The sequence below is a fragment of the Streptomyces alkaliterrae genome (assembly GCF_007097205.2).
Classification (GTDB): domain Bacteria; phylum Actinomycetota; class Actinomycetes; order Streptomycetales; family Streptomycetaceae; genus Streptomyces; species Streptomyces alkaliterrae.
In genome coordinates this window covers 1-18,605 of the sequence record NZ_VJYK02000089.1, presented here as the reverse complement: position 1 = coordinate 18,605, position 18,605 = coordinate 1, and the positions used below count along the sequence as shown (strand labels likewise).

The 18,605-nt window shown below is 71.4% G+C and carries 21 protein-coding genes and 1 pseudogene; 16 read left to right on the top strand and 6 right to left on the bottom strand.

Annotated features, from left to right (window positions below):
* A pseudogene (locus tag FNX44_RS28910) lies at nucleotides 1-114 on the bottom strand (diaminopimelate epimerase); the annotation flags it as partial.
* Nucleotides 115-168: 54 nt separating this feature from the next.
* Here FNX44_RS28910 and map point away from each other — a divergent pair.
* From map to truA, 8 genes are all read left to right on the top strand, one after another.
* The gene (gene map, locus FNX44_RS11115; protein WP_143647882.1) at nucleotides 169-1,005 is read left to right on the top strand and encodes a type I methionyl aminopeptidase; all 837 of its coding nucleotides are present in this window, start codon (nucleotides 169-171) and stop codon (nucleotides 1,003-1,005) included.
* A gap of 195 nt (nucleotides 1,006-1,200) precedes the next feature.
* On the top strand, nucleotides 1,201-1,422 hold the full coding sequence (gene infA, locus FNX44_RS11110; protein ID WP_003948620.1) for a translation initiation factor IF-1: 222 nt from the start codon (nucleotides 1,201-1,203) through the stop codon (nucleotides 1,420-1,422).
* 59 nt (nucleotides 1,423-1,481) lie between these two features.
* A complete protein-coding gene (gene rpmJ, locus FNX44_RS11105) occupies nucleotides 1,482-1,595 on the top strand; it encodes a 50S ribosomal protein L36 (protein ID WP_003956441.1) in 114 nt (37 codons plus the stop codon).
* A gap of 197 nt (nucleotides 1,596-1,792) precedes the next feature.
* Complete coding sequence (rpsM, locus tag FNX44_RS11100) at nucleotides 1,793-2,173, top strand: 30S ribosomal protein S13 (protein ID WP_143647881.1); 381 nt, start codon at nucleotides 1,793-1,795, stop codon at nucleotides 2,171-2,173.
* Between the two features lie 122 nt (nucleotides 2,174-2,295).
* Entirely contained in the window at nucleotides 2,296-2,700 is a 405-nt protein-coding gene (gene rpsK / locus FNX44_RS11095) for a 30S ribosomal protein S11 (protein WP_004571845.1), read from the top strand.
* Between the two features lie 210 nt (nucleotides 2,701-2,910).
* Nucleotides 2,911-3,933: a DNA-directed RNA polymerase subunit alpha gene (locus FNX44_RS11090; protein ID WP_143647880.1), complete on the top strand. Its 1,023-nt coding sequence runs from the start codon at nucleotides 2,911-2,913 to the stop codon at nucleotides 3,931-3,933.
* A gap of 150 nt (nucleotides 3,934-4,083) precedes the next feature.
* Nucleotides 4,084-4,605 (top strand): 50S ribosomal protein L17, encoded by a 522-nt coding sequence (gene rplQ, locus FNX44_RS11085; RefSeq protein WP_143647879.1) that lies wholly within the window; start codon nucleotides 4,084-4,086, stop codon nucleotides 4,603-4,605.
* 105 nt (nucleotides 4,606-4,710) lie between these two features.
* Nucleotides 4,711-5,589: a tRNA pseudouridine(38-40) synthase TruA gene (gene truA / locus FNX44_RS11080; protein ID WP_143647878.1), complete on the top strand. Its 879-nt coding sequence runs from the start codon at nucleotides 4,711-4,713 to the stop codon at nucleotides 5,587-5,589.
* Between the two features lie 73 nt (nucleotides 5,590-5,662).
* Here the strand turns inward: truA and FNX44_RS11075 are convergent, their stop codons facing one another.
* Together FNX44_RS11075 and FNX44_RS11070 are read right to left on the bottom strand one after the other, a co-directional pair.
* Nucleotides 5,663-6,871, bottom strand: coding sequence for a DUF7847 domain-containing protein (locus FNX44_RS11075; protein ID WP_143647877.1), 1,209 nt, complete (start codon nucleotides 6,869-6,871; stop codon nucleotides 5,663-5,665).
* 155 nt (nucleotides 6,872-7,026) lie between these two features.
* The gene (locus tag FNX44_RS11070; protein WP_153507131.1) at nucleotides 7,027-7,869 is read right to left on the bottom strand and encodes a hypothetical protein; all 843 of its coding nucleotides are present in this window, start codon (nucleotides 7,867-7,869) and stop codon (nucleotides 7,027-7,029) included.
* Between the two features lie 62 nt (nucleotides 7,870-7,931).
* Between FNX44_RS11070 and FNX44_RS11065 the strand changes: the two genes are divergently transcribed.
* From FNX44_RS11065 to glmM, 4 genes are all read left to right on the top strand, one after another.
* Entirely contained in the window at nucleotides 7,932-9,560 is a 1,629-nt protein-coding gene (locus FNX44_RS11065; RefSeq protein ID WP_143647874.1) for an ABC-F family ATP-binding cassette domain-containing protein, read from the top strand.
* Nucleotides 9,561-9,841: 281 nt separating this feature from the next.
* Nucleotides 9,842-10,285, top strand: coding sequence for a 50S ribosomal protein L13 (rplM, locus tag FNX44_RS11060; RefSeq protein ID WP_143647873.1), 444 nt, complete (start codon nucleotides 9,842-9,844; stop codon nucleotides 10,283-10,285).
* 40 nt (nucleotides 10,286-10,325) lie between these two features.
* Nucleotides 10,326-10,826 (top strand): 30S ribosomal protein S9, encoded by a 501-nt coding sequence (gene rpsI, locus FNX44_RS11055; protein WP_143647872.1) that lies wholly within the window; start codon nucleotides 10,326-10,328, stop codon nucleotides 10,824-10,826.
* 260 nt (nucleotides 10,827-11,086) lie between these two features.
* On the top strand, nucleotides 11,087-12,445 hold the full coding sequence (gene glmM / locus FNX44_RS11050; RefSeq protein ID WP_143647871.1) for a phosphoglucosamine mutase: 1,359 nt from the start codon (nucleotides 11,087-11,089) through the stop codon (nucleotides 12,443-12,445).
* Nucleotides 12,446-12,499: 54 nt separating this feature from the next.
* On the opposite strand, the gene coaA is transcribed toward glmM, so the two are convergent.
* Nucleotides 12,500-13,480, bottom strand: a complete 981-nt coding sequence (gene coaA, locus FNX44_RS11045) for a type I pantothenate kinase (RefSeq protein ID WP_143647870.1) — start codon at nucleotides 13,478-13,480, stop codon at nucleotides 12,500-12,502.
* 140 nt (nucleotides 13,481-13,620) lie between these two features.
* Between coaA and glmS the strand changes: the two genes are divergently transcribed.
* Both glmS and FNX44_RS11035 read left to right on the top strand, forming a co-directional pair.
* Nucleotides 13,621-15,468 (top strand): glutamine--fructose-6-phosphate transaminase (isomerizing), encoded by a 1,848-nt coding sequence (glmS, locus tag FNX44_RS11040; protein WP_143647869.1) that lies wholly within the window; start codon nucleotides 13,621-13,623, stop codon nucleotides 15,466-15,468.
* Between the two features lie 7 nt (nucleotides 15,469-15,475).
* Entirely contained in the window at nucleotides 15,476-15,844 is a 369-nt protein-coding gene (locus FNX44_RS11035) for a holo-ACP synthase (RefSeq protein WP_143647868.1), read from the top strand.
* Nucleotides 15,845-15,926: 82 nt separating this feature from the next.
* Here the strand turns inward: FNX44_RS11035 and FNX44_RS11030 are convergent, their stop codons facing one another.
* Nucleotides 15,927-16,520 (bottom strand): TetR/AcrR family transcriptional regulator, encoded by a 594-nt coding sequence (locus tag FNX44_RS11030; RefSeq protein ID WP_143647867.1) that lies wholly within the window; start codon nucleotides 16,518-16,520, stop codon nucleotides 15,927-15,929.
* A 101-nt stretch (nucleotides 16,521-16,621) separates the two neighbouring features.
* Here FNX44_RS11030 and FNX44_RS11025 point away from each other — a divergent pair, with 101 nt between their 5' ends.
* Together FNX44_RS11025 and FNX44_RS11020 are read left to right on the top strand one after the other, a co-directional pair.
* A complete protein-coding gene (locus tag FNX44_RS11025; protein ID WP_143647866.1) occupies nucleotides 16,622-17,458 on the top strand; it encodes an SDR family oxidoreductase in 837 nt (278 codons plus the stop codon).
* A 45-nt stretch (nucleotides 17,459-17,503) separates the two neighbouring features.
* Nucleotides 17,504-18,109 carry a recombinase family protein gene (locus FNX44_RS11020; protein WP_323369219.1) on the top strand — a complete coding sequence of 202 codons (606 nt, stop codon included), beginning with the start codon at nucleotides 17,504-17,506 and terminating at the stop codon, nucleotides 18,107-18,109.
* 229 nt (nucleotides 18,110-18,338) lie between these two features.
* On the opposite strand, the gene FNX44_RS11015 is transcribed toward FNX44_RS11020, so the two are convergent.
* Nucleotides 18,339-18,566, bottom strand: a complete 228-nt coding sequence (locus FNX44_RS11015) for a DUF7848 domain-containing protein (RefSeq protein ID WP_143647865.1) — start codon at nucleotides 18,564-18,566, stop codon at nucleotides 18,339-18,341.
* Nucleotides 18,567-18,605 lie beyond the last annotated feature (39 nt).

The following is an 18,605-nucleotide window of genomic DNA, read 5'->3' as shown; positions in this document are numbered from 1 at the left end:
GCCCATGTTGACGTTGCGGGCGGGCCACTCGCGCGCGCCGACCGCGACGGTCACCTCGGACTCCGGGAGGCGCGCCTTGCCCATGTGGACGGTGATCGAACCGTCCTCGTTGATGCTCGCCCGGCGCCGGGAAACATACAGGTGTCGGAGCTGGAGGCGTCAGCCGTCATGGTGGAGATCAAGACCCCGGAGCAGATCGCGAAGATGCGCGCGGCGGGGCTGGTGGTCGCCGCCATGCACCGGGAGTGCGCCGCCGCCGCGGTGCCGGGCGCGACGACGAAGGACCTGGACGAGGTCGCCGCGAAGGTGCTGTCCGACCACGGCGCCAAGCCGAACTTCCTCGGCTACGGCGGCTTCCCCGGCAACATCTGCACGTCCGTGAACGACGTCGTCGTGCACGGCATCCCGGACCGGGAGACGGTGCTGAAGGACGGCGACATCATCTCCATCGACGCCGGCGCGATCATCGACGGCTGGCACGGTGACGCGGCGCTTACGGTGTTCGTCGGCGGCGGGCACGCGCCGGAGCTGGTCGAGCTGAGCCGGGTCACCGAGGAGTCCATGTGGGCCGGCATCGCCGCGATGCGCAGGGGCAACCGGCTGGTGGACATCTCCAAGGCGATCGAGGGCTACATCCGGCGTCAGCCGCGCCCGTCGTCCGGCCGCTACGGGATCATCGAGGACTACGGCGGCCACGGCATCGGCAGTGAGATGCACATGGACCCGCACCTGCTGAACTACGTCGACCGGCGGCGCGGCAAGGGCCCGAAGCTGGTGCCCGGCATGTGCCTGGCGATCGAGCCGATGGTCAGCCTCGGCACGGCGAAGACGCATGTGCTGGAGGACGACTGGACGGTGAAGACGGACGACTACTCGTGGTCCAGCCACTGGGAGCACTCCGTCGCGCTCACCGAGCAGGGCCCGCTCGTCCTGACCGCCCCGGACGGCGGTAGGGCGAAGCTCGCCGAGTACGGCGTCGAGGCCGCCCCCGACCCCCTCGCCTGAGCGAAGCCCGTGACGCCTCACCGGCCTCCCCGTGCGACACGTCTTCCGCAGGACGATTGACGATCTTGCGGGTGGGGGAGGATACCCGGATTCGTCTTTCGTTCGGCCGTGTCGTAGACTGGCTCGTCGGTCCTGGTACACCCCTGTGCCCGGACCGATCCAGGTAGCCGAATCCGGAAGGTGAAGCGCTCAAGTATGGCCAAAAAACAAGGGGCCATCGAGATCGAGGGCACCGTCGTCGAGTCTCTGCCGAACGCCATGTTCAAGGTGGAGCTCCAGAACGGCCACCAGGTCCTCGCGCACATCAGCGGCAAGATGCGGATGCACTACATCCGTATCCTTCCCGACGACCGGGTCGTGGTGGAGCTGTCTCCCTACGACCTGACTCGTGGACGGATCGTCTACCGCTACAAGTAGATCGAGCCAGCACCTCGCTCCCGTGGGGTGATGGCCTGACCCGGAGAACCTCACATCCCATGAAGGTCAAGCCGAGCGTCAAGAAGATCTGCGACAAGTGCAAGGTGATCCGCCGTCACGGCCGGGTCATGGTCATCTGCGACAACCTGCGCCACAAGCAGCGCCAGGGCTGACGCACGGGCCGGCAAGCACTAGCCGCCTCTTCTCGCGACGCGAGCAACACGTACATACGCAGTCACCCGTTCCGTGACACCACGCGCCCTGGGCGCGTGTGCGGGACGACACCCCCGGTCGGAGGCCGGGGACCTCGGCCGGGAGGCCGTGGAGCGGTGCTGTGGAAGACCTCCGACAACTCACAGGAGCCACGTTCATGGCACGCCTTGAAGGCGTTGACCTTCCGCGCGACAAGCGCATCGAGGTCGCCCTCACCTACGTCTTCGGCATCGGTCGCACCCGATCGCAGGAGACCCTGAAGAACACCGGTGTGAACCCGGACACCCGCGTCCGCGACCTCGGCGAGGAAGACCTCGTCAAGATCCGCGAGTACGTCGACGAGAACTTCCAGACCGAGGGTGACCTCCGTCGCGAGATCCAGGCCGACATCCGCCGCAAGGTCGAGATCGGCAACTACCAGGGTCTGCGTCACCGCCGTGGCCTGCCGGTCCGTGGTCAGCGCACCAAGACGAACGCTCGCACCCGCAAGGGCCCGCGTCGCGCCATCGCCGGCAAGAAGAAGCCGGGCAAGAAGTAGTCCGCACCGGACGCTGCTGCGGGCGGATGAACCGGTCGTCGGCTGCCGCTGGCTGCCCCACCCACCCGCATGTCATCGCGGTCCGGATGTAGGACCGACCACCTCCACGGGAGAGAATCCATATGCCTCCGAAGGGCCGTACGGCCGGCGCCAAGAAGGTGCGCCGCAAGGAGAAGAAGAACGTCGCCCACGGGCACGCTCACATCAAGAGCACGTTCAACAACACCATCGTTTCGATCACCGACCCCACGGGCAACGTGATCTCCTGGGCCTCGGCCGGCCACGTCGGCTTCAAGGGCTCGCGCAAGTCGACCCCGTTCGCCGCGCAGATGGCCGCCGAGTCGGCTGCCCGCCGCGCGCAGGAGCACGGCATGCGCAAGGTCGACGTCTTCGTGAAGGGTCCCGGCTCCGGCCGTGAGACCGCGATCCGTTCGCTCCAGGCCACCGGCCTGGAGGTCGGCTCCATCCAGGACGTCACCCCCACCCCGCACAACGGCTGCCGGCCGCCCAAGCGCCGCCGCGTCTGACGTTCGGGCGCCCGACGTCGGACGACGTCACTGCGGGACGTTCCACACCTTCGGGGCTCACGGCGGTTCGCCGTCCGTGAGCCCCGCGGGTACGGGCGGTGCGGCGCGAAAAGCGTCGTGCCGCCCGTACCCTTGTAGTCACGGCTCCGGGCAGCCGCCCGGAGACCTCGGCATCAAATAGCGGTTGCCGAACACTGGAGGCACATTCCCATGCTGATCGCTCAGCGTCCCACCCTGACCGAAGAGGTCGTCGACGAGTTCCGCTCCCGGTTCGTGATCGAGCCGCTGGAGCCCGGCTTCGGCTACACCCTCGGTAACTCCCTGCGTCGTACGCTCCTGTCCTCGATCCCCGGCGCCGCTGTCACCAGCATCCGGATCGACGGCGTCCTGCACGAGTTCACCACCGTGCCGGGCGTGAAGGACGACGTCACCGACCTGATCCTGAACATCAAGCAGCTGGTCGTCTCCTCGGAGCACGACGAGCCGGTCGTGATGTACCTGCGCAAGCAGGGCCCGGGTCTGGTCACCGCCGCCGACATCGCGCCGCCGGCCGGTGTCGAGGTGCACAACCCCGACCTGGTCCTGGCGACGCTGAACGCCAAGGGCAAGCTGGAGATGGAGCTGACCGTCGAGCGCGGTCGCGGCTACGTCTCCGCCGTGCAGAACAAGCAGCTGGGCCAGGAGATCGGCCGCATCCCGGTCGACTCCATCTACAGCCCGGTGCTGAAGGTCACCTACAAGGTCGAGGCGACCCGTGTCGAGCAGCGCACCGACTTCGACAAGCTGATCGTCGACGTCGAGACCAAGGAGGCCATGCGTCCGCGTGACGCCGTGGCGTCCGCCGGCAAGACGCTGGTCGAGCTGTTCGGTCTGGCCCGCGAGCTGAACGTCGACGCCGAGGGCATCGACATGGGCCCGTCGCCGACCGACGCCGCGCTCGCCGCCGACCTGGCGCTGCCGATCGAGGAGCTGGAGCTCACCGTCCGCTCCTACAACTGCCTCAAGCGTGAGGGCATCCACTCGGTGGGCGAGCTGGTGGCCCGCTCCGAGGCGGACCTGCTCGACATCCGCAACTTCGGCGCGAAGTCGATCGACGAGGTCAAGGCGAAGCTGGCCGGCATGGGCCTGGCCCTCAAGGACAGCCCGCCCGGATTCGACCCGACCGCCGCGGCCGACGCCTTCGGCACGGACGACGACTCCGACCAGGGCTTCGTCGAGACCGAGCAGTACTGAGAGCGGTAGCCGGCAGTACTGAGCAGTACCCCGAACCACTCGGACGTCCCTCCTCGGCGGGGGGACGTCCGGGACTCGGCTGGGCGACCGCCCAGTCGGCCTGACACCGGTACCTGATACGGCCGGTGCAGAGACACAAGGAGAAACAACATGCCGAAGCCCACCAAGGGCGCCCGTCTGGGCGGCAGCGCGTCGCACCAGAAGGCCATGCTGGGGAACCTCGCCACGGCCCTCTTCGAGCACGGCCGCATCACCACGACCGAGGCCAAGGCCCGCCGCCTGCGCCCGGTCGCGGAGCGTCTGATCACCAAGGCGAAGAAGGGCGACCTTCACAACCGCCGCCAGGTCATGCGCACGATCCTGGACAAGAGCGTCGTCCACACGCTCTTCACCGAGATCGGCCCGCGTTACGAGAACCGCCCGGGTGGCTACACCCGCATCACCAAGATCGGTAACCGCCGTGGCGACAACGCGCCCATGGCCGTCATCGAGCTGGTGGAGGCCCTGACCGTGCAGCAGCAGGCTGTCGGTGAGGCCGAGGCCGCCACGAAGCGCTCCGCCAAGGACGCCGCCGGCGACGAGGCCCTGCAGGACCTCAAGAAGGACGAGGCTCCGGCCGCCGAGGCCGAGGGCGAGGCCGCTGAGGCCGCCGAGGAGAAGAAGGACGCCTGAGGCGCCTGACTTCCTCGCGACGGGCCCGCTCCCCTTGAGGGAGCGGGCCCGTCCGCGTACCGCCCACAGCCCGGTGACGGCTGTTGCTCTGAGAGGATCGACCACGTGAGTGACGAGGTGGCGCCCGGGTTCGTCCGGGTACGGCTGGACGTGTCCTACGACGGCAAGGACTTCTCCGGCTGGGCCGTGCAGCGCGGACGGCGCACGGTCCAGGGCGAGATCCAGGACGCGCTGCGGGTGGTGATGCGGCTGCCGGAGGACGGCCCGCCGGTCGAGTTGACCGTCGCCGGGCGCACCGACGCCGGCGTGCACGCCCGCGGCCAGGTCGCCCACTTCGACCTGCCGGAGGAGCTGTGGGAACGGCACGGCGAACAGCTGCTGCGCCGCCTCGCCGGCCGCCTCCCGATGGACGTGCGGGTGTGGCGGGTAGCGGTGGCCCCGCCGCACTTCAACGCGCGCTTTTCGGCCATCTGGCGCCGCTACGCCTACCGCGTCTCGGACCACCCCGGCGGCGTCGACCCGCTGCGGCGCGGCCACGTGCTGTGGCACAACTGGCCGCTCGACGTGGACGCCATGAACGAGGCCGCCGCCGCGCTGCTCGGCGAGCACGACTTCGCCGCGTACTGCAAGAAGCGCGACGGTGCCACGACGATCCGCACCCTTCAGGAGCTGCGCTGGGAGCGACTGCCGGACGGGGTGCTGGAGGCGACGGTCAAGGCGGACGCGTTCTGCCACAACATGGTGCGCTCGCTGGTCGGCGCGATGCTCTTCGTCGGCGACGGGCACCGGCCGCCGTCCTGGCCGGCCGGGGTGCTGGCCGCCGGTGAGCGGGACAGCGCCGTGCACGTCGTACGGCCGCACGGGCTGACCCTGGAGGAGGTCGGCTACCCGACCGACGACGCTCTGGCCGCCCGCAACCTGGAAGCCCGCAACCGCCGCACGCTCCCGGGCCCCGGCGGCGGCTGCCTCACGCCCTGCCGCTGAGGCCGCCGCCGCTGAGACCGGTGTCGCCGAGGCCGGTGTCGCCGAGCCCGCCGCCGGGGGCCGGCGCCGGGGCTCAGCCGCGCGCGTCGGCGGCCAACTGCTCGTGCAGACCCTCGCCGCGGAAACGGTGGTCGGTGTAGAGCAGCGTGGTCGCCATGTGGCTGATCGGCAGCGTGGCGACGGGCGGCAGCAGCATGGCGACCCCGACCACCGTGACGGCGAGGAACATGCGTGTCGCCGACGGATCACCGCTGGACCAGATCGCGAAGGCCACCACCAGAGCCGGGATGATGAGCACCATCTGGATCATCTGGTCGAGGGTGCTCAGGATGATGCTGACCAGGGCCGAGTAGCCGAACGCGCGCCACCACGAGCCGCGCACCAGCTCGCTGGAGCGGCGGAGGGCGGCGACCGGGGGCTTGCCCTCCAGGACACACGCCGTAGGGCCGAAGCCCCACCGGATGACCAGGTAGCAGCCGACCGCGACCACGGCGAGCAGCGAGAGCGGCGGCGCGACGATGAAGAAGGACCTCGGCGCGCCCGCGCCGAGCAGGCCCAGGCCCACGAGCCCGAGCAGCAGCCAGCAGACGGCCGTCGCGCCGCCGACCAGCAGGGCGGTCAGCAACCGGGTGAGGAACAGGGCACCGAAGCGCTCGCGGACGCGTCCGCGCAGCTCCTCGACGGTGAGCGGGAGACCGAGGACGGCGTAGCTGGTCACCACGATCGCCGCCGCCTGGAGCGCGGTGGCGAGCAGGACCATGACCAGGGCGGCGGGCAGCACCAGCGCGGCGAGCGCCAGGAACGAGGTGCCGAAGGCGGGGCTGTCCGCGGCCGTTGCGCTGAAGGCCCCGCCGTCGACCGTGGCGGAGAACCAGAAGCCCGCCGCGAACCCGTCGAAGGCGCCGCGTCGGGCCATCACCGTGCCGACGGCCGTGAGCAGCGCGAGGGTGAGGACACCGAGGCCGACGATCCGCGCCAGATAGCCGGAGAGGACGGTCCGGTAGCGCTTCACGGTGTCGAACGCGCCGGTGAGCACGTCGCCGAAGCCGAGTGGGCGGAGCGGCACGACGCCGGGTTTCGGTGGGGGCGGCGGCGCGTAGTACCAGCCGCCACCGGCCGGCGGGTAGCCGGTGCCGGGGCCCGGTATCGCGGCGGGGCCCGCTGCCGCGCCGGGGCCGGGCGGTGGGCCGTCGCCGGGCCGCGCGCCGGGGGCCGCGGTGGGCTCGGCGGTCGGCGCCGGTCTGTTCTCGTCGGGTGTGGACGGTGGGCCGAAGGCGGTCATGGTTCCCCCGTTGGTGTGAATGGTCGGTCGGCCACGCCGTGCGTGGCGGCGGTACCGGCCGGCGAAGTGGCGCCGGACGGTACCGCTTTCAGGTGAGTGCTTCGGCGACGGGCGACGGGCGACGGGCGACGGACGACGGGCGACGGACGACGGCGCTACTCAGGCGGGGCCGTCGCGGCGGCCAGGGCCTGGTCCTTGCCGCGCTGCTCGATGCGCTGGTAGGCGTAGCCGCCGATGTCCTGCACGGCGGTGCGGGTCCTGGCGTCGTCGGCGGAGGTGTCCTTGCCGTTGAGGTAGCCGGCGATGGTGAAGTAGGCGTACCTGCCGTGCGAGTTGCTGCCGGCCCGGCAGGCGAACGAGCGGCAGAAGACGGGCACGCCCTCACCGGGCAGCGGCGCGATGCTGGTCGGAGCCTCGTCGCCGACCTTCTTCGCGACCTCGACGGAGTCGAAGACCGCGATGCCGAGGGTGATCAGCATGCCGTCGCCGGTGTAGGTGGCGCGGTGCACCTCGCGGCACTTGTTGGCGGTGAGGAAGGCGCTGAGGTCGCCGACGGCCGCCGCGTCGCAGCTCTTGGTGGAGGCGGTGGCTCGCCGGGTGTACTCGCGTCCGCCCGGCTCGATCTTCTTGTCCGGGAAGAGGGATTTCGCCGTCAGTGGCGCGGTGTCCTTCTTCGGGTCGGAGATGAAGTCGTAGGGGTTCGGCGGGGGCGGCGGCGCCTTGGTGTTGAACGTGGGCTCGGGCTGGTCGGGGCTCGGCGGTATCGTCGCCGGGCTCGGCAGGGCGCTCGGCGAGTCGTTGCCGCGGCCCCCGCTCTCGGCCACCACCGCGACTGCCACGACCGCCGCGACGGCGGCGGTGGCGAGCGCGCCGCCGCCGATCATCAGCCAGCGGCGGCGTCGTGCGCGGTCGGCGGCGGCGTTCGCGGCGAGCGCGTCCCAGTCCGGGGTGCCGGACCCCCCGGGGCCCCAGGCGGGCCCCCCTTGCCCAAAGCTCATGGGCCGAATCCTACGGAAATCCGTTTGGCGCCCGGCCGGGTGGCCGGTCACAATCCGGCCTCATGGGTCATGTTGAGGTCGCGCACCTGGAATACGTGCTTCCGGACGGGCGGGTGCTGCTCGACGACGTCTCCTTCCGGGTGGGGGAGGGCGCCGTCGTCGCGCTGGTCGGTGCCAACGGCGCGGGGAAGACGACGCTGCTGCGGATCATCGCAGGCGACCTCCGCGCCGACGACGGCACGGTGGCGGTCGGCGGCGGGCTCGGCGTGATGCCGCAGTTCGTCGGCTCGGTGCGGGACGAGAGCACCGTTCGCGACCTGCTGGTGGCGGTGGCCCCGCCCAGGGTGCGGGAGGCCGCGCGAGCGGTCGACGCCGCCGAGCTGGCCATCATGGAACGCGACGACGAGGCCGCGCAGCTGGAGTACGCCCAGGCCCTCAGCGACTGGGCCGAGGCGCAGGGCTACGAGGCGGAGACCCGCTGGGACGTCTGCACGACGGCGGCGCTCGGCGTGCCGTACGAGAAGGCCCAGTGGCGGCAGGTGCGCACGTTGTCCGGCGGCGAGCAGAAGCGGCTGGTGCTGGAGGCGCTGCTGCGCGGCCCCGACCAGGTGCTGTTGCTGGACGAGCCGGACAACTACCTCGACGTCCCCGGCAAGCAGTGGCTGGAGGAACAGCTGAGGCAGACGCGGAAGACCGTGCTGTTCATCTCCCACGACCGGGAGCTGCTGGCCCGCTCCGCGCAGAAGATCATCAGTGTGGAGCCGGGTCCGGCCGGCTCCGACGTGTGGGTGCACGGCGGCGGCTTCGACACCTACCACCAGGCGCGGCGCGAACGCTTCGCCCGCTTCGAGGAGCTGCGCCGCCGCTGGGACGAGAAGCACGCCCAGCTCAAGCAGCTCGTCAACACCCTGAAGAACAAGGCCGCGTTCAACGACGGCCTGGCCAGCCGCTACCAGGCGGCGAGGACGCGGCTGCGGAAGTTCGAGGAGGCGGGCCCTCCGCAGGAGCCGCCGCGCGAGCAGGACATCACCATGCGGCTGCGCGGCGGCCGCACCGGGCTGCGCGCGATCACCTGCCAGGGGCTTGAGCTGACCGGGCTGATGAAGCCGTTCGACCTGGAGGTCTTCTACGGCGAGCGGGTCGCGGTGCTCGGCTCCAACGGCTCCGGCAAGTCGCACTTCCTGCGGCTGCTCGCCGGGGACGAGGAGCGCCCGGTGGCGCACAGCGGGATGTGGAAGCTCGGCGCCCGCGTGGTGCCGGGGCACTTCGCGCAGACCCACGCCCATCCCGAGCTGGAGGGCCGCAGCCTGCTGGACATCCTGTGGACCGAGCACTCCAGGGACCGCGGCCAGGCCATGCCCGCGCTGCGCCGCTACGAGCTGGACCGGCAGGCCGAGCAGCCCTTCGACCGGCTCTCCGGCGGCCAGCAGGCCCGCTTCCAGATCCTGCTGCTCGAACTCGGCGGCGCGACGGCGCTGCTGCTGGACGAGCCGACGGACAACCTCGACCTGGAGAGCGCGGAAGCCCTCCAGGCCGGGCTGGAAGCGTTCGAGGGCACGGTGCTGGCGGTCACCCACGACCGCTGGTTCGCCCGCGGCTTCGACCGCTTCCTGGTCTTCGGCGCGGACGGCCGCGTCCGCGAGACCCCGGACCCGGTCTGGGACGAGACCCGCGTCGTCCGCGCCCGCTGAGCACACGGCCCGGGCGGGCGCGGGCCGCGGATCCTGACGGGTGGGTTCGGCCGGATGGGGGACGGGGGCCCGTTTTGACCCCGGCGTGTCGGGGGCGGTAGTCTGCGGGTTTGTTATGCGTATTGGCTTGCTCGTTCTCACGTGAGAGGCCGCTACGCCGGTCCACCAGGACGATGACCAGCGACCCGTGTGCGGATGCGTCACCGCACCGGTTCCAGGCTGTCGTGATCGTCAGGTGGCCTTGTCAGGACCCACTCACTGAAGAAGCGAAGGCTACGACCGTGCGTACGTTCAGCCCCAAGCCCGGCGACATTCAGCGCCAGTGGCACGTCATCGACGCCCAGGACGTCGTCCTGGGTCGTCTGGCCTCTCAGGCGGCCACCCTTCTGCGGGGTAAGCACAAGCCGGTGTACGCGCCGCACGTTGACACTGGTGACTTCGTCATCATCATCAACGCCGACAAGGTGCACCTGTCCGGCAACAAGCGGACTCAGAAGCTCGCCTACCGTCACTCGGGCTACCCGGGCGGTCTGCGCTCCGTGCGCTACGACGAGCTGCTGTCGAAGAACCCGGAGAAGGCCGTCGAGAAGGCCGTCAAGGGCATGCTCCCGAAGAACACCCTGGGTCGCCAGATGTTCTCGAAGCTGAAGGTGTACGCGGGTGCCGAGCACCCGCACGCCGCCCAGCAGCCGGTCCCGTTCGAGATCACCCAGGTCGCGCAGTAACACCGGCCACCCCCGAGACGAAGAGAAGCTGAGGAGAATCGTGGCCGAGACCACTGCCGAGACCCCCGTCGAAGAGTTCGAGGAGTACACCACCGAGACCCCCGAGGTCGAGGAGTACACCTCCGAGTCGCTGCCGTCCGGCTTCGGCGAGCCGCAGCCGGCCGCCGGCACCGGCCGTCGGAAGAACGCCATCGCCCGCGTCCGGATCGTTCCGGGCAGCGGCCAGTGGAAGATCAACGGCCGTCCGCTGGAGGGCTACTTCCCGAACAAGGTGCACCAGCAGGAAGTCAACGAGCCCTTCAAGGTGCTCGAGCTCGAGGGCCGCTACGACGTCATCGCCCGGATCTCCGGCGGCGGCGTCTCCGGCCAGGCCGGTGCCCTGCGTCTGGGCGTCGCCCGTGCGCTCAACGAGGCCGACGTGGACAACAACCGCGGCGCGCTGAAGAAGGCCGGCTTCCTGACCCGTGACGCCCGCGCGGTCGAGCGGAAGAAGGCCGGTCTCAAGAAGGCCCGTAAGGGTACGCAGTACAGCAAGCGCTGATCTCAGCACCTGGCTGTGGTGGGAACGCCCCGGCAGCACACACCGTGCTGCCGGGGCGTTCCCCTTTGTAGGTGCATGCGGTGCGGGCCCGCAGCCGCCCCGGGCGGCTCCCCACCGGGCCCGGCGGGCCGCCGCGCCCGCGAATGCCCGGGGCTACGGCCCGGGCGACCCCCTGGCGTATATATGAAAAGGCCGTGTGGCCGGCCGTCGCAGCGACGGCCCGAGCCCGGCCACTCGCACGACAGCTCGGAGGAACCACGGTGGGACGACTCTTCGGTACGGACGGGGTACGCGGCGTCGCCAACGCCGATCTGACGGCCGAGATGGCGCTCGGTCTGTCCGTCGCTGCGGCGCACGTGCTCACCGACGCCGGCGGTGCCGAGGGGCACCGCCCGGTGGCCGTGGTGGGCCGTGACCCCCGGGCGTCCGGGGAGTTCCTGGAGGCGGCCGTGGTGGCCGGCCTGGCCAGCGCGGGCGTCGACGTGCTGCGGGTGGGCGTGCTGCCCACCCCGGCGGTCGCGCACCTGACGGGTTCGCTCGGCGCCGACCTGGGCGTGATGCTCTCCGCGAGCCACAACCCGATGCCCGACAACGGGGTGAAGTTCTTCGCCCGCGGCGGTCACAAGCTCGCCGACGAGCTGGAGGACCGCATCGAGGCCGTCTACCGGGAACACGCGAACGGCAGGCCGTGGGACCGGCCGGTCGGCGCCGGCGTCGGCCGGGTGCGGGACTACGACGAGGGCTTCGACACCTACGTCGCCCACCTGCTGGCCGTGCTGCCGCACCGGCTGGACGGGCTGAAGGTCGTCATCGACGGCGCGCACGGCGCCGCCGCGCGGGTCTCGCCGGAGGCGTTCGCCCGCGCCGGCGCCGAGGTGATCACCATCGGCGCCCGCCCCGACGGGCTGAACATCAACCACGAGTGCGGCTCCACGCACCTCGCCGGGCTGCGCGCGGCGGTCGTCGAGCACGGCGCCGACCTCGGCATCGCGCACGACGGCGACGCCGACCGCTGCCTGGCCGTCGACGCCGCGGGCGAGGAGATCGACGGCGACCAGATCCTCGCCGTGCTCGCGCTCGCGATGAAGGAGCAGGGCACGCTGCGGAACAGCACCGTCGTCGCGACCGTCATGTCGAACCTCGGCTTCAAGCTGGCGCTCGAGCGGGAGGGCATCCGGCTGATCCAGGCCGCCGTCGGCGACCGGTACGTGCTGGAGGAGCTGAAGCGCGGCGGCCATTCGCTGGGCGGCGAGCAGTCCGGGCACGTCATCGTGCTGGACCACGCCACGACCGGCGACGGCACGCTGACCGGCCTGCTGCTGGCGTCGCGGGTCGCCGCGACCCGCAAGCCGCTGGCGGAGCTGGCCGGCGTGATGCGGCGGCTGCCGCAGGTGTTGATCAACGTGCCGGAGGTGGACAGGTCCCGCGTCGCGACCTCGCCGCGCGTCGCCGACGCCGTGCTGGACGCCGAGCGGGAGCTGGGCGAGACCGGCCGGGTGCTGCTGCGGCCCTCCGGCACCGAGCCGCTGGTGCGGGTGATGGTGGAGGCCGCCGAGCTGGAGCAGGCCCGTTCCGTCGCCGAACGCCTCGCGGACGTCGTCAAGGCCGAACTGGGCTGAGCGCGGACGCCGCCCGGCCGGGGCCCGCGATGTCGGGGCCCCGGCCGGCGCGCGTCACAGCTTGCGCAGGGACAGCCGGCGCACCGTGTGGTCGGGGCCCTTGCGCAGCACCAGGTTCGCCCGGCCCCGGGTGGGCGCGATGTTCTCCCGCAGGTTCGGCCGGTTGATCGTCCGCCACGTGTTGCGGGCGTAGTCCAGCGCCTCCTCCTCGCTGACCTGCGTGTACTTCCGGAAGTAGGAGAACGGGTTCTGGAACGCGGTCTGCCGCAGCTTGCGGAACCGGTCCAGGTACCAGCGCTCGATGTCCTCGATGCGTGCGTCGACGTACACGGAGAAGTCGAAGAAGTCGGCGACCGCCACCCGGGTGCGGCCGTCCCGGCCGGGCAACGCCGGCTGCAGCACGTTCAGCCCCTCCACGATCAGGATGTCCGGCCGCCGCACCACCAGGCGCTCACCGGGCACGATGTCGTAGATCAGGTGCGAGTAGACCGGGGCGCTCACCTCCGGTTTGCCCGCCTTGACCTCCGCGACGAACCGGGTCAGCGCCCGCCGGTCGTAGGACTCCGGGAAGCCCTTGCGGGACATCAGACCGCGTCGGTGCAGCTCCGCGTTCGGCAGCAGGAAGCCGTCCGTGGTGAGCAGCTCGACGCGCGGGTGCTCCGGCCAGCGGGCCAGCAGCTCCCGCAGCAGCCGCGCCACGGTCGACTTGCCGACCGCGACGCTGCCCGCCACCCCGATCACAAACGGCGTGCCGGGCTGCGCGCCCTCGCCGAGGAACGTGTTCAGCGCGCCGCGCAGCCCGTGCGTGGCGCCGACGTACAGGTTCAGCAGCCGGGACAGCGGGAGATAGACCTCCCGCACCTCGTCCAGGTCGATGACGTCGCCCAGGCCGCGCAGCCGCTCGACCTCCTCGGCCGTCAGCGGCAGCGGCGTGCGCTCCCGCAGCGCGCTCCACTCGGCGCGGCTGAGGTCCACGTACGGCGTGACGGCGGGGGCTGCGGGGGGCGCGGGGAGCGCGCTCGCGGGTCGGGTCACGCGCCCATTGTCTGCCCGCGCCGCCCGAACGCCCCGTCGGGCGGAGGTGATCCGGGCCACGTCGCGGGCCGTGCCCGGATCCGGATATCGCGGGCCGGTCGTCGGCGGCGCACGCGCGGGGACGCCGTAGGCTGCTGCGCATGTGCGGGATCGTTGGATACGTAGGAGGGCAGTCCGCCCTCGATGTGGTCATCGCCGGCCTCCGCCGGCTGGAGTACCGGGGTTACGACTCGGCGGGCGTCGCGGTGCTCGCCGACGGCGGCCTGGCGACGGCGAAGAAGGCCGGCAAGCTGCTCAACCTCACCAAGCTGTTGGACGAGCGTCCGCTGCCGACCGGCGGCACCGGCATCGGCCACACCCGGTGGGCCACCCACGGCGGTCCCACCGACGGCAACGCCCACCCGCACCTGGACAACGCGGGCCGTGTCGCCGTCGTCCACAACGGCATCATCGAGAACTTCGCCGCCCTCCGCGCCGAGCTCGCCGAACGCGGCCACCGACTGGAGTCCGAGACGGACACCGAGGTCGTCTCCCACCTGCTCGCGGAGAACTTCTCCTCCTGCGGCGACCTCGCCGAGGCGATGCGGCTGGTGTGCCGCCGCCTGGAGGGCGCGTTCACCCTGGTCGCCGTGCACGCCGACCAGCCGGACACCGTCGTCGGCGCGCGCCGCAACTCGCCGCTGGTCGTCGGCGTCGGCGAGGGCGAGACCTTCCTCGCCTCCGACGTGGCCGCCTTCATCGAGCACACCCGGGAGGCCATCGAACTCGGCCAGGACCAGGTCGTCGAGCTGACCCGGGACGGCGTGACCGTCACCGACTTCGACGGCGCGCCCGCCGAGACCCGCGCCTACCACGTCGACTGGGACGCCTCCGCCGCCGAGAAGGGCGGCTACGACTACTTCATGCTGAAGGAGATCGCCGAGCAGCCCAAGGCCGTCTCCGACACCCTTCTCGGCCGCATCGACGCCGCCGGCCAGCTCCACCTGGACGAGATCCGCATCCCGGCGGGCGAGCTGCGCGAGGTCGACAAGATCGTCATCGTGGCGTGCGGCACCGCCTACCACGCCGGGATGATCGCCAAGTACGCCATCGAGCACTGGACGCGCATCCCCTGCGAGACCGAGCTGGCCAGCGAGTTCCGCTACCGGGACCCGATCCTCGACTCCCGCACGCTGGTCGTCGCGATCTCGCAGTCCGGCGAGACGATGGACACCCTGATGGCGCTGCGGCACGCCCGCGAGCAGGGCGCCCGGGTGCTGGCGATCTGCAACACCAACGGCTCCACGATCCCCCGCGAGTCCGACGCCGTGCTGTACACGCACGCCGGACCGGAGGTCGCCGTCGCCTCCACCAAGGCGTTCCTCACCCAGCTTGTGGCCTGCTACCTGGTGGCGCTCTACCTCGGCCAGGTGCGCGGCACCAAGTGGGGCGACGAGATCCAGTCCGTCATCGGCCAGCTCGCCCGCATCGGCGACGACGTGGACGCCGTGCTGGAGACCATGGAACCGGTGCGGGAACTCGCGCGCGGCCTCGCCGACCGCGACACCGTGCTCTTCCTCGGCCGCCACGTCGGCTACCCCGTCGCCCTCGAAGGCGCGCTGAAGCTCAAGGAACTGGCGTACATGCACGCCGAGGGCTTCGCCGCCGGAGAACTCAAGCACGGCCCGATCGCGCTCATCGAGGACGGCGTCCCGGTTGTCGTGGTCGTCCCCTCGCCGCGCGGGCGCTCGGTGCTGCACGACAAGATCGTCTCCAACATCCAGGAGGTCCGCGCCCGGGGCGCGCTGACCATCGTCATCGCCGAGCAGGGCGACGAGTCCGTCGTCCCGTACGCCGACCACCTCATCCGGGTGCCGGCCACCCCCACCCTGCTCCAGCCGATGGTCGCGACCGTGCCGCTGCAGGTCTTCGCCTGCGAGCTGGCCACGGCCCGGGGCAACGAGGTCGACCAGCCGCGCAACCTCGCCAAGTCCGTCACGGTCGAGTGAGCCGACCGTGATCGTGGGGGTGGGGATCGACGTGGCCGAGATCGAACGGTTCGGGCAGGCGCTGGAGCGCACGCCCGAACTGGCCGACCGGCTCTTCGTCGACAGCGAGCTGTACCTGCCGAGCGGCGAGCGACGCGGCATCGCCTCGCTCGCCGCCCGCTTCGCGGCCAAGGAGGCGCTGGCCAAGGCGCTCGGCGCGCCTCCCGGCCTGCACTGGACCGACGCCGAGGTACACACCGAGCCCAGCGGCCAGCCGGTCCTCACCGTGCGCGGCACGGTAGCCGCCCGCGCGGAGGAGCTGGGCGTCCGGAAATGGCACGTGTCACTCAGCCACGACGCGGGAATCGCCTCGGCGGTGGTCATAGCGGAAGCGTGAGCCCCGGCAGGCGGCGGTTGCACCGCAGCCGTCGCCGGGAGCCCTCGGCGACGGGAGCGGTGCATGGCCGCTCGCCGCACGGCTACCCGCTGCGGGCCTGTCGGTCGATCATGGCTACCAGGGTCGTGACGAGTTCCTCGGCCGTGATGTGCCACTTGTCCGCGGACAAGTGTCCGTTGACCTCCATGTCCGTGATCCCGTGCACGCTGGTCAACAGCAGCGGTGCGAAGCGGCGGGTGTGCTCTGCGCCGACTACACCGCCGACGATGCCGAGGAACTCGCCCATCGCGCGATCGCCCGCCTGCTTTGCGGCATGGATCGCGGCGGGGTCGCCGGCCGGGTGGGTGAACATCAGCCGGTACAGGTGCGGTTGACGGCGGCCGACCGTCATCAGCGCGGACAGGCCCATGTGCAGCTTGTCGGCCGGGGACAACCGCGGATCGGCGCGCACGGCCTGTACCTGATCCGCGAGCCGGTCCAGGGCCTCGGCCGCTACGGCGGTCAGCAGGCTGTCCTTGTCGGGGAAGTGCCGGTACGGGGCCCCACGAGTGACTCCCGCGCGCGCCCCGACCGCGCGCAACGTCACCGCGCCCGGACCGCCGCTGTCGAGTAGGCCGGCGGCCGCGTCCAGCAAGGCGCGCCGCGTCGCGGCAGCGGATTCCACTCGGCTGACCATGCCCACCACTCTACAGTTGACACTGTCATCTGGGGCGCCCTAGCCTCATTCAGGTGACAAAGTCATCTGAGAATTCGCGGGACACCCGTGGTTGCGTCGTCGTGACCGGAGCCTCGACCGGGATCGGCGCGGCCTCCGCCCGCGAGCTGGCCCGTCAGGGATTCCACGTCCTCGCCGGCGTCCGCCGCGTCCGGGACGCCGACGCGCTCCGCGCCCCGGGCGTCGAGCCGGTCATCCTCGACATCACCCAGCCCGGCCACATCGCCGAGCTCGCCGCCCGCGTCGAAGCGCAGGCAGGTGCGCTGCGGGCGTTGGTGAACAACGCCGGCATCTCCGTCAACGCCCCGATCGAAGCCCTGCCGCTGGACGAGTGGCGCCGGCTGTTCGAGGTCAACCTGTTCGGTCACGTCGCCGTCACCCAGGCACTGCTGCCCGACCTGCTGCGCCACCGCGGCCGGGTGGTCAACATCAGCTCGGTCGGCGGGAAGGTCGCCATGGCCACCTTCGGCCCCTACGCGGGCACGAAGTTCGCCCTGGAGGCGGTCAGCGACGCGCTGCGCCGGGAACTGGCGCCGCTGGGTGTGCGGGTGGTGGTCGTCGAACCTGGTGGCGTCCGCACCGAGATGGGCGACCGGGGCATCGCCACCACGGGCCGACTGGCCCAGGCCATGTCACCGGAACACCGGGATCGCTACGGGCCGTTGATCCAGGCGGTCATGGCGCTGACTGCCGCTGGCACCACCGGCGGTTCGTCCGCCGAGGATGCCGCCCGGGTGATCGCCAAGGCCGTGACCGCCAGGAAGCCTCGCACGCGCTACACCGTCGGCCGGGACGCGGCCCTGCTCACCCGCCTGTCGCGGGTACTGCCGGACCGGATGCTCGACCGCGTCGCCGCCGCCGCTCTGCGTCCGCACTACCCGAAGACGACCACCGCATGAGAGTCACGTTCCAGTAAGGGCGGCCGACCGCCCCGCTTCCGCCCCGTGCCTCAACTCGCCAAGACACTCGGCGTGCCGACCCCGGCCGCACGCAAGCCGGAGTCGGTGTGGACCGAGCTGCCCCGTCCGGTGAGCGCCAGCACCGAACCGGCCGGGCACGTCCGCCTCGGCCACGCACGGGCCTCGACCGCCCGGCAGTCCCTCGACGCGCAGCTCGACCCCCTCGCCGAGGCGGGGGCGATCCGCGTCTTCTCGGAGAAGACCTCCACCCGCGCCACCCGGCGCCCCGAGCTGGAGGCCGTCGTGAAGCTCGCCGGGGAGGCCCGTTCCTCCGGCGTCGCCGTGACCCTCGTCGTGCATGAGCGCAAGCGTCTCGGTCGTGGCATCGAACTCGCGATGCTCGCCGAAGAGCTGAAGACCAGCGACGTCGGGCTGGAGTTCCTGACCGGGGAGCTGAAGGGCTCGCACGACCCTTCCGGGATCGTGCTCACCGTGTTGGCGGCCATGTCCGGGATGGAGCGCGAGTACATCCGAGACCGCATCCTCGAAGGCCGCGAGTCCACCCGCAAGCGCGGCAAGACCATCGGCGGCGCGGGTGTCACGGACGAGGACATGCTGTCCATGGCCCCCCACCGCGTGACCAGGAGATGAGCCTGCGCGACATCGCCGAGCGGCTCGTCATCACCACCGGCACGAAGAAGGGCCAGCACCCCTCACCCGCCACGGCGGCGAGCATGTGATCACCCGCTACTCTGCGGCTGGTGTCTGCGCTAGCGGGCTGCGGACAACCGCCTCACACCAGTACCCGTCGACGTAGAACATCACTCCCCCCACGCCCCCGGGACCAGCCGGTACGGCCGCGTCTCGACAAGCCGGTACGTCAAATGCTCCCGTGCGAGAACCGGTGCTGCCGCACCCACGCGGCGGCGGCCCGCGCCGCCCTCTCCCGTTCCACCGTCCCCAGCTCGCCGACGGCCTCCTTGTCCACCTCGGCCACCGGCCCGGACGCGTCGCACACCGCGCACTGCACGGCGTACGTGACGGGCTCGGCATCCGGCTCGCTGTCCGCCGCGAGCACAAAGCGCCGGAACGCGTACGTCTCCCTCACGCGCGCCCCACCCGCTTCAGGTGCCCCTGTCTCTTATAC

Coding starts and splice junctions, on each gene's coding strand:
- map (WP_143647882.1), top strand. CDS start 169: ATGGTGGAGATCAAGACCCCGGAGCAGATCGCGAAGATGCGCGCGGCG.
- infA (WP_003948620.1), top strand. CDS start 1,201: ATGGCCAAAAAACAAGGGGCCATCGAGATCGAGGGCACCGTCGTCGAG.
- rpmJ (WP_003956441.1), top strand. CDS start 1,482: ATGAAGGTCAAGCCGAGCGTCAAGAAGATCTGCGACAAGTGCAAGGTG.
- rpsM (WP_143647881.1), top strand. CDS start 1,793: ATGGCACGCCTTGAAGGCGTTGACCTTCCGCGCGACAAGCGCATCGAG.
- rpsK (WP_004571845.1), top strand. CDS start 2,296: ATGCCTCCGAAGGGCCGTACGGCCGGCGCCAAGAAGGTGCGCCGCAAG.
- FNX44_RS11090 (WP_143647880.1), top strand. CDS start 2,911: ATGCTGATCGCTCAGCGTCCCACCCTGACCGAAGAGGTCGTCGACGAG.
- rplQ (WP_143647879.1), top strand. CDS start 4,084: ATGCCGAAGCCCACCAAGGGCGCCCGTCTGGGCGGCAGCGCGTCGCAC.
- FNX44_RS11075 (WP_143647877.1), bottom strand. CDS start 6,871: ATGACCGCCTTCGGCCCACCGTCCACACCCGACGAGAACAGACCGGCG.
- FNX44_RS11070 (WP_153507131.1), bottom strand. CDS start 7,869: ATGAGCTTTGGGCAAGGGGGGCCCGCCTGGGGCCCCGGGGGGTCCGGC.
- FNX44_RS11065 (WP_143647874.1), top strand. CDS start 7,932: ATGGGTCATGTTGAGGTCGCGCACCTGGAATACGTGCTTCCGGACGGG.
- glmS (WP_143647869.1), top strand. CDS start 13,621: ATGTGCGGGATCGTTGGATACGTAGGAGGGCAGTCCGCCCTCGATGTG.
- FNX44_RS11030 (WP_143647867.1), bottom strand. CDS start 16,520: ATGGTCAGCCGAGTGGAATCCGCTGCCGCGACGCGGCGCGCCTTGCTG.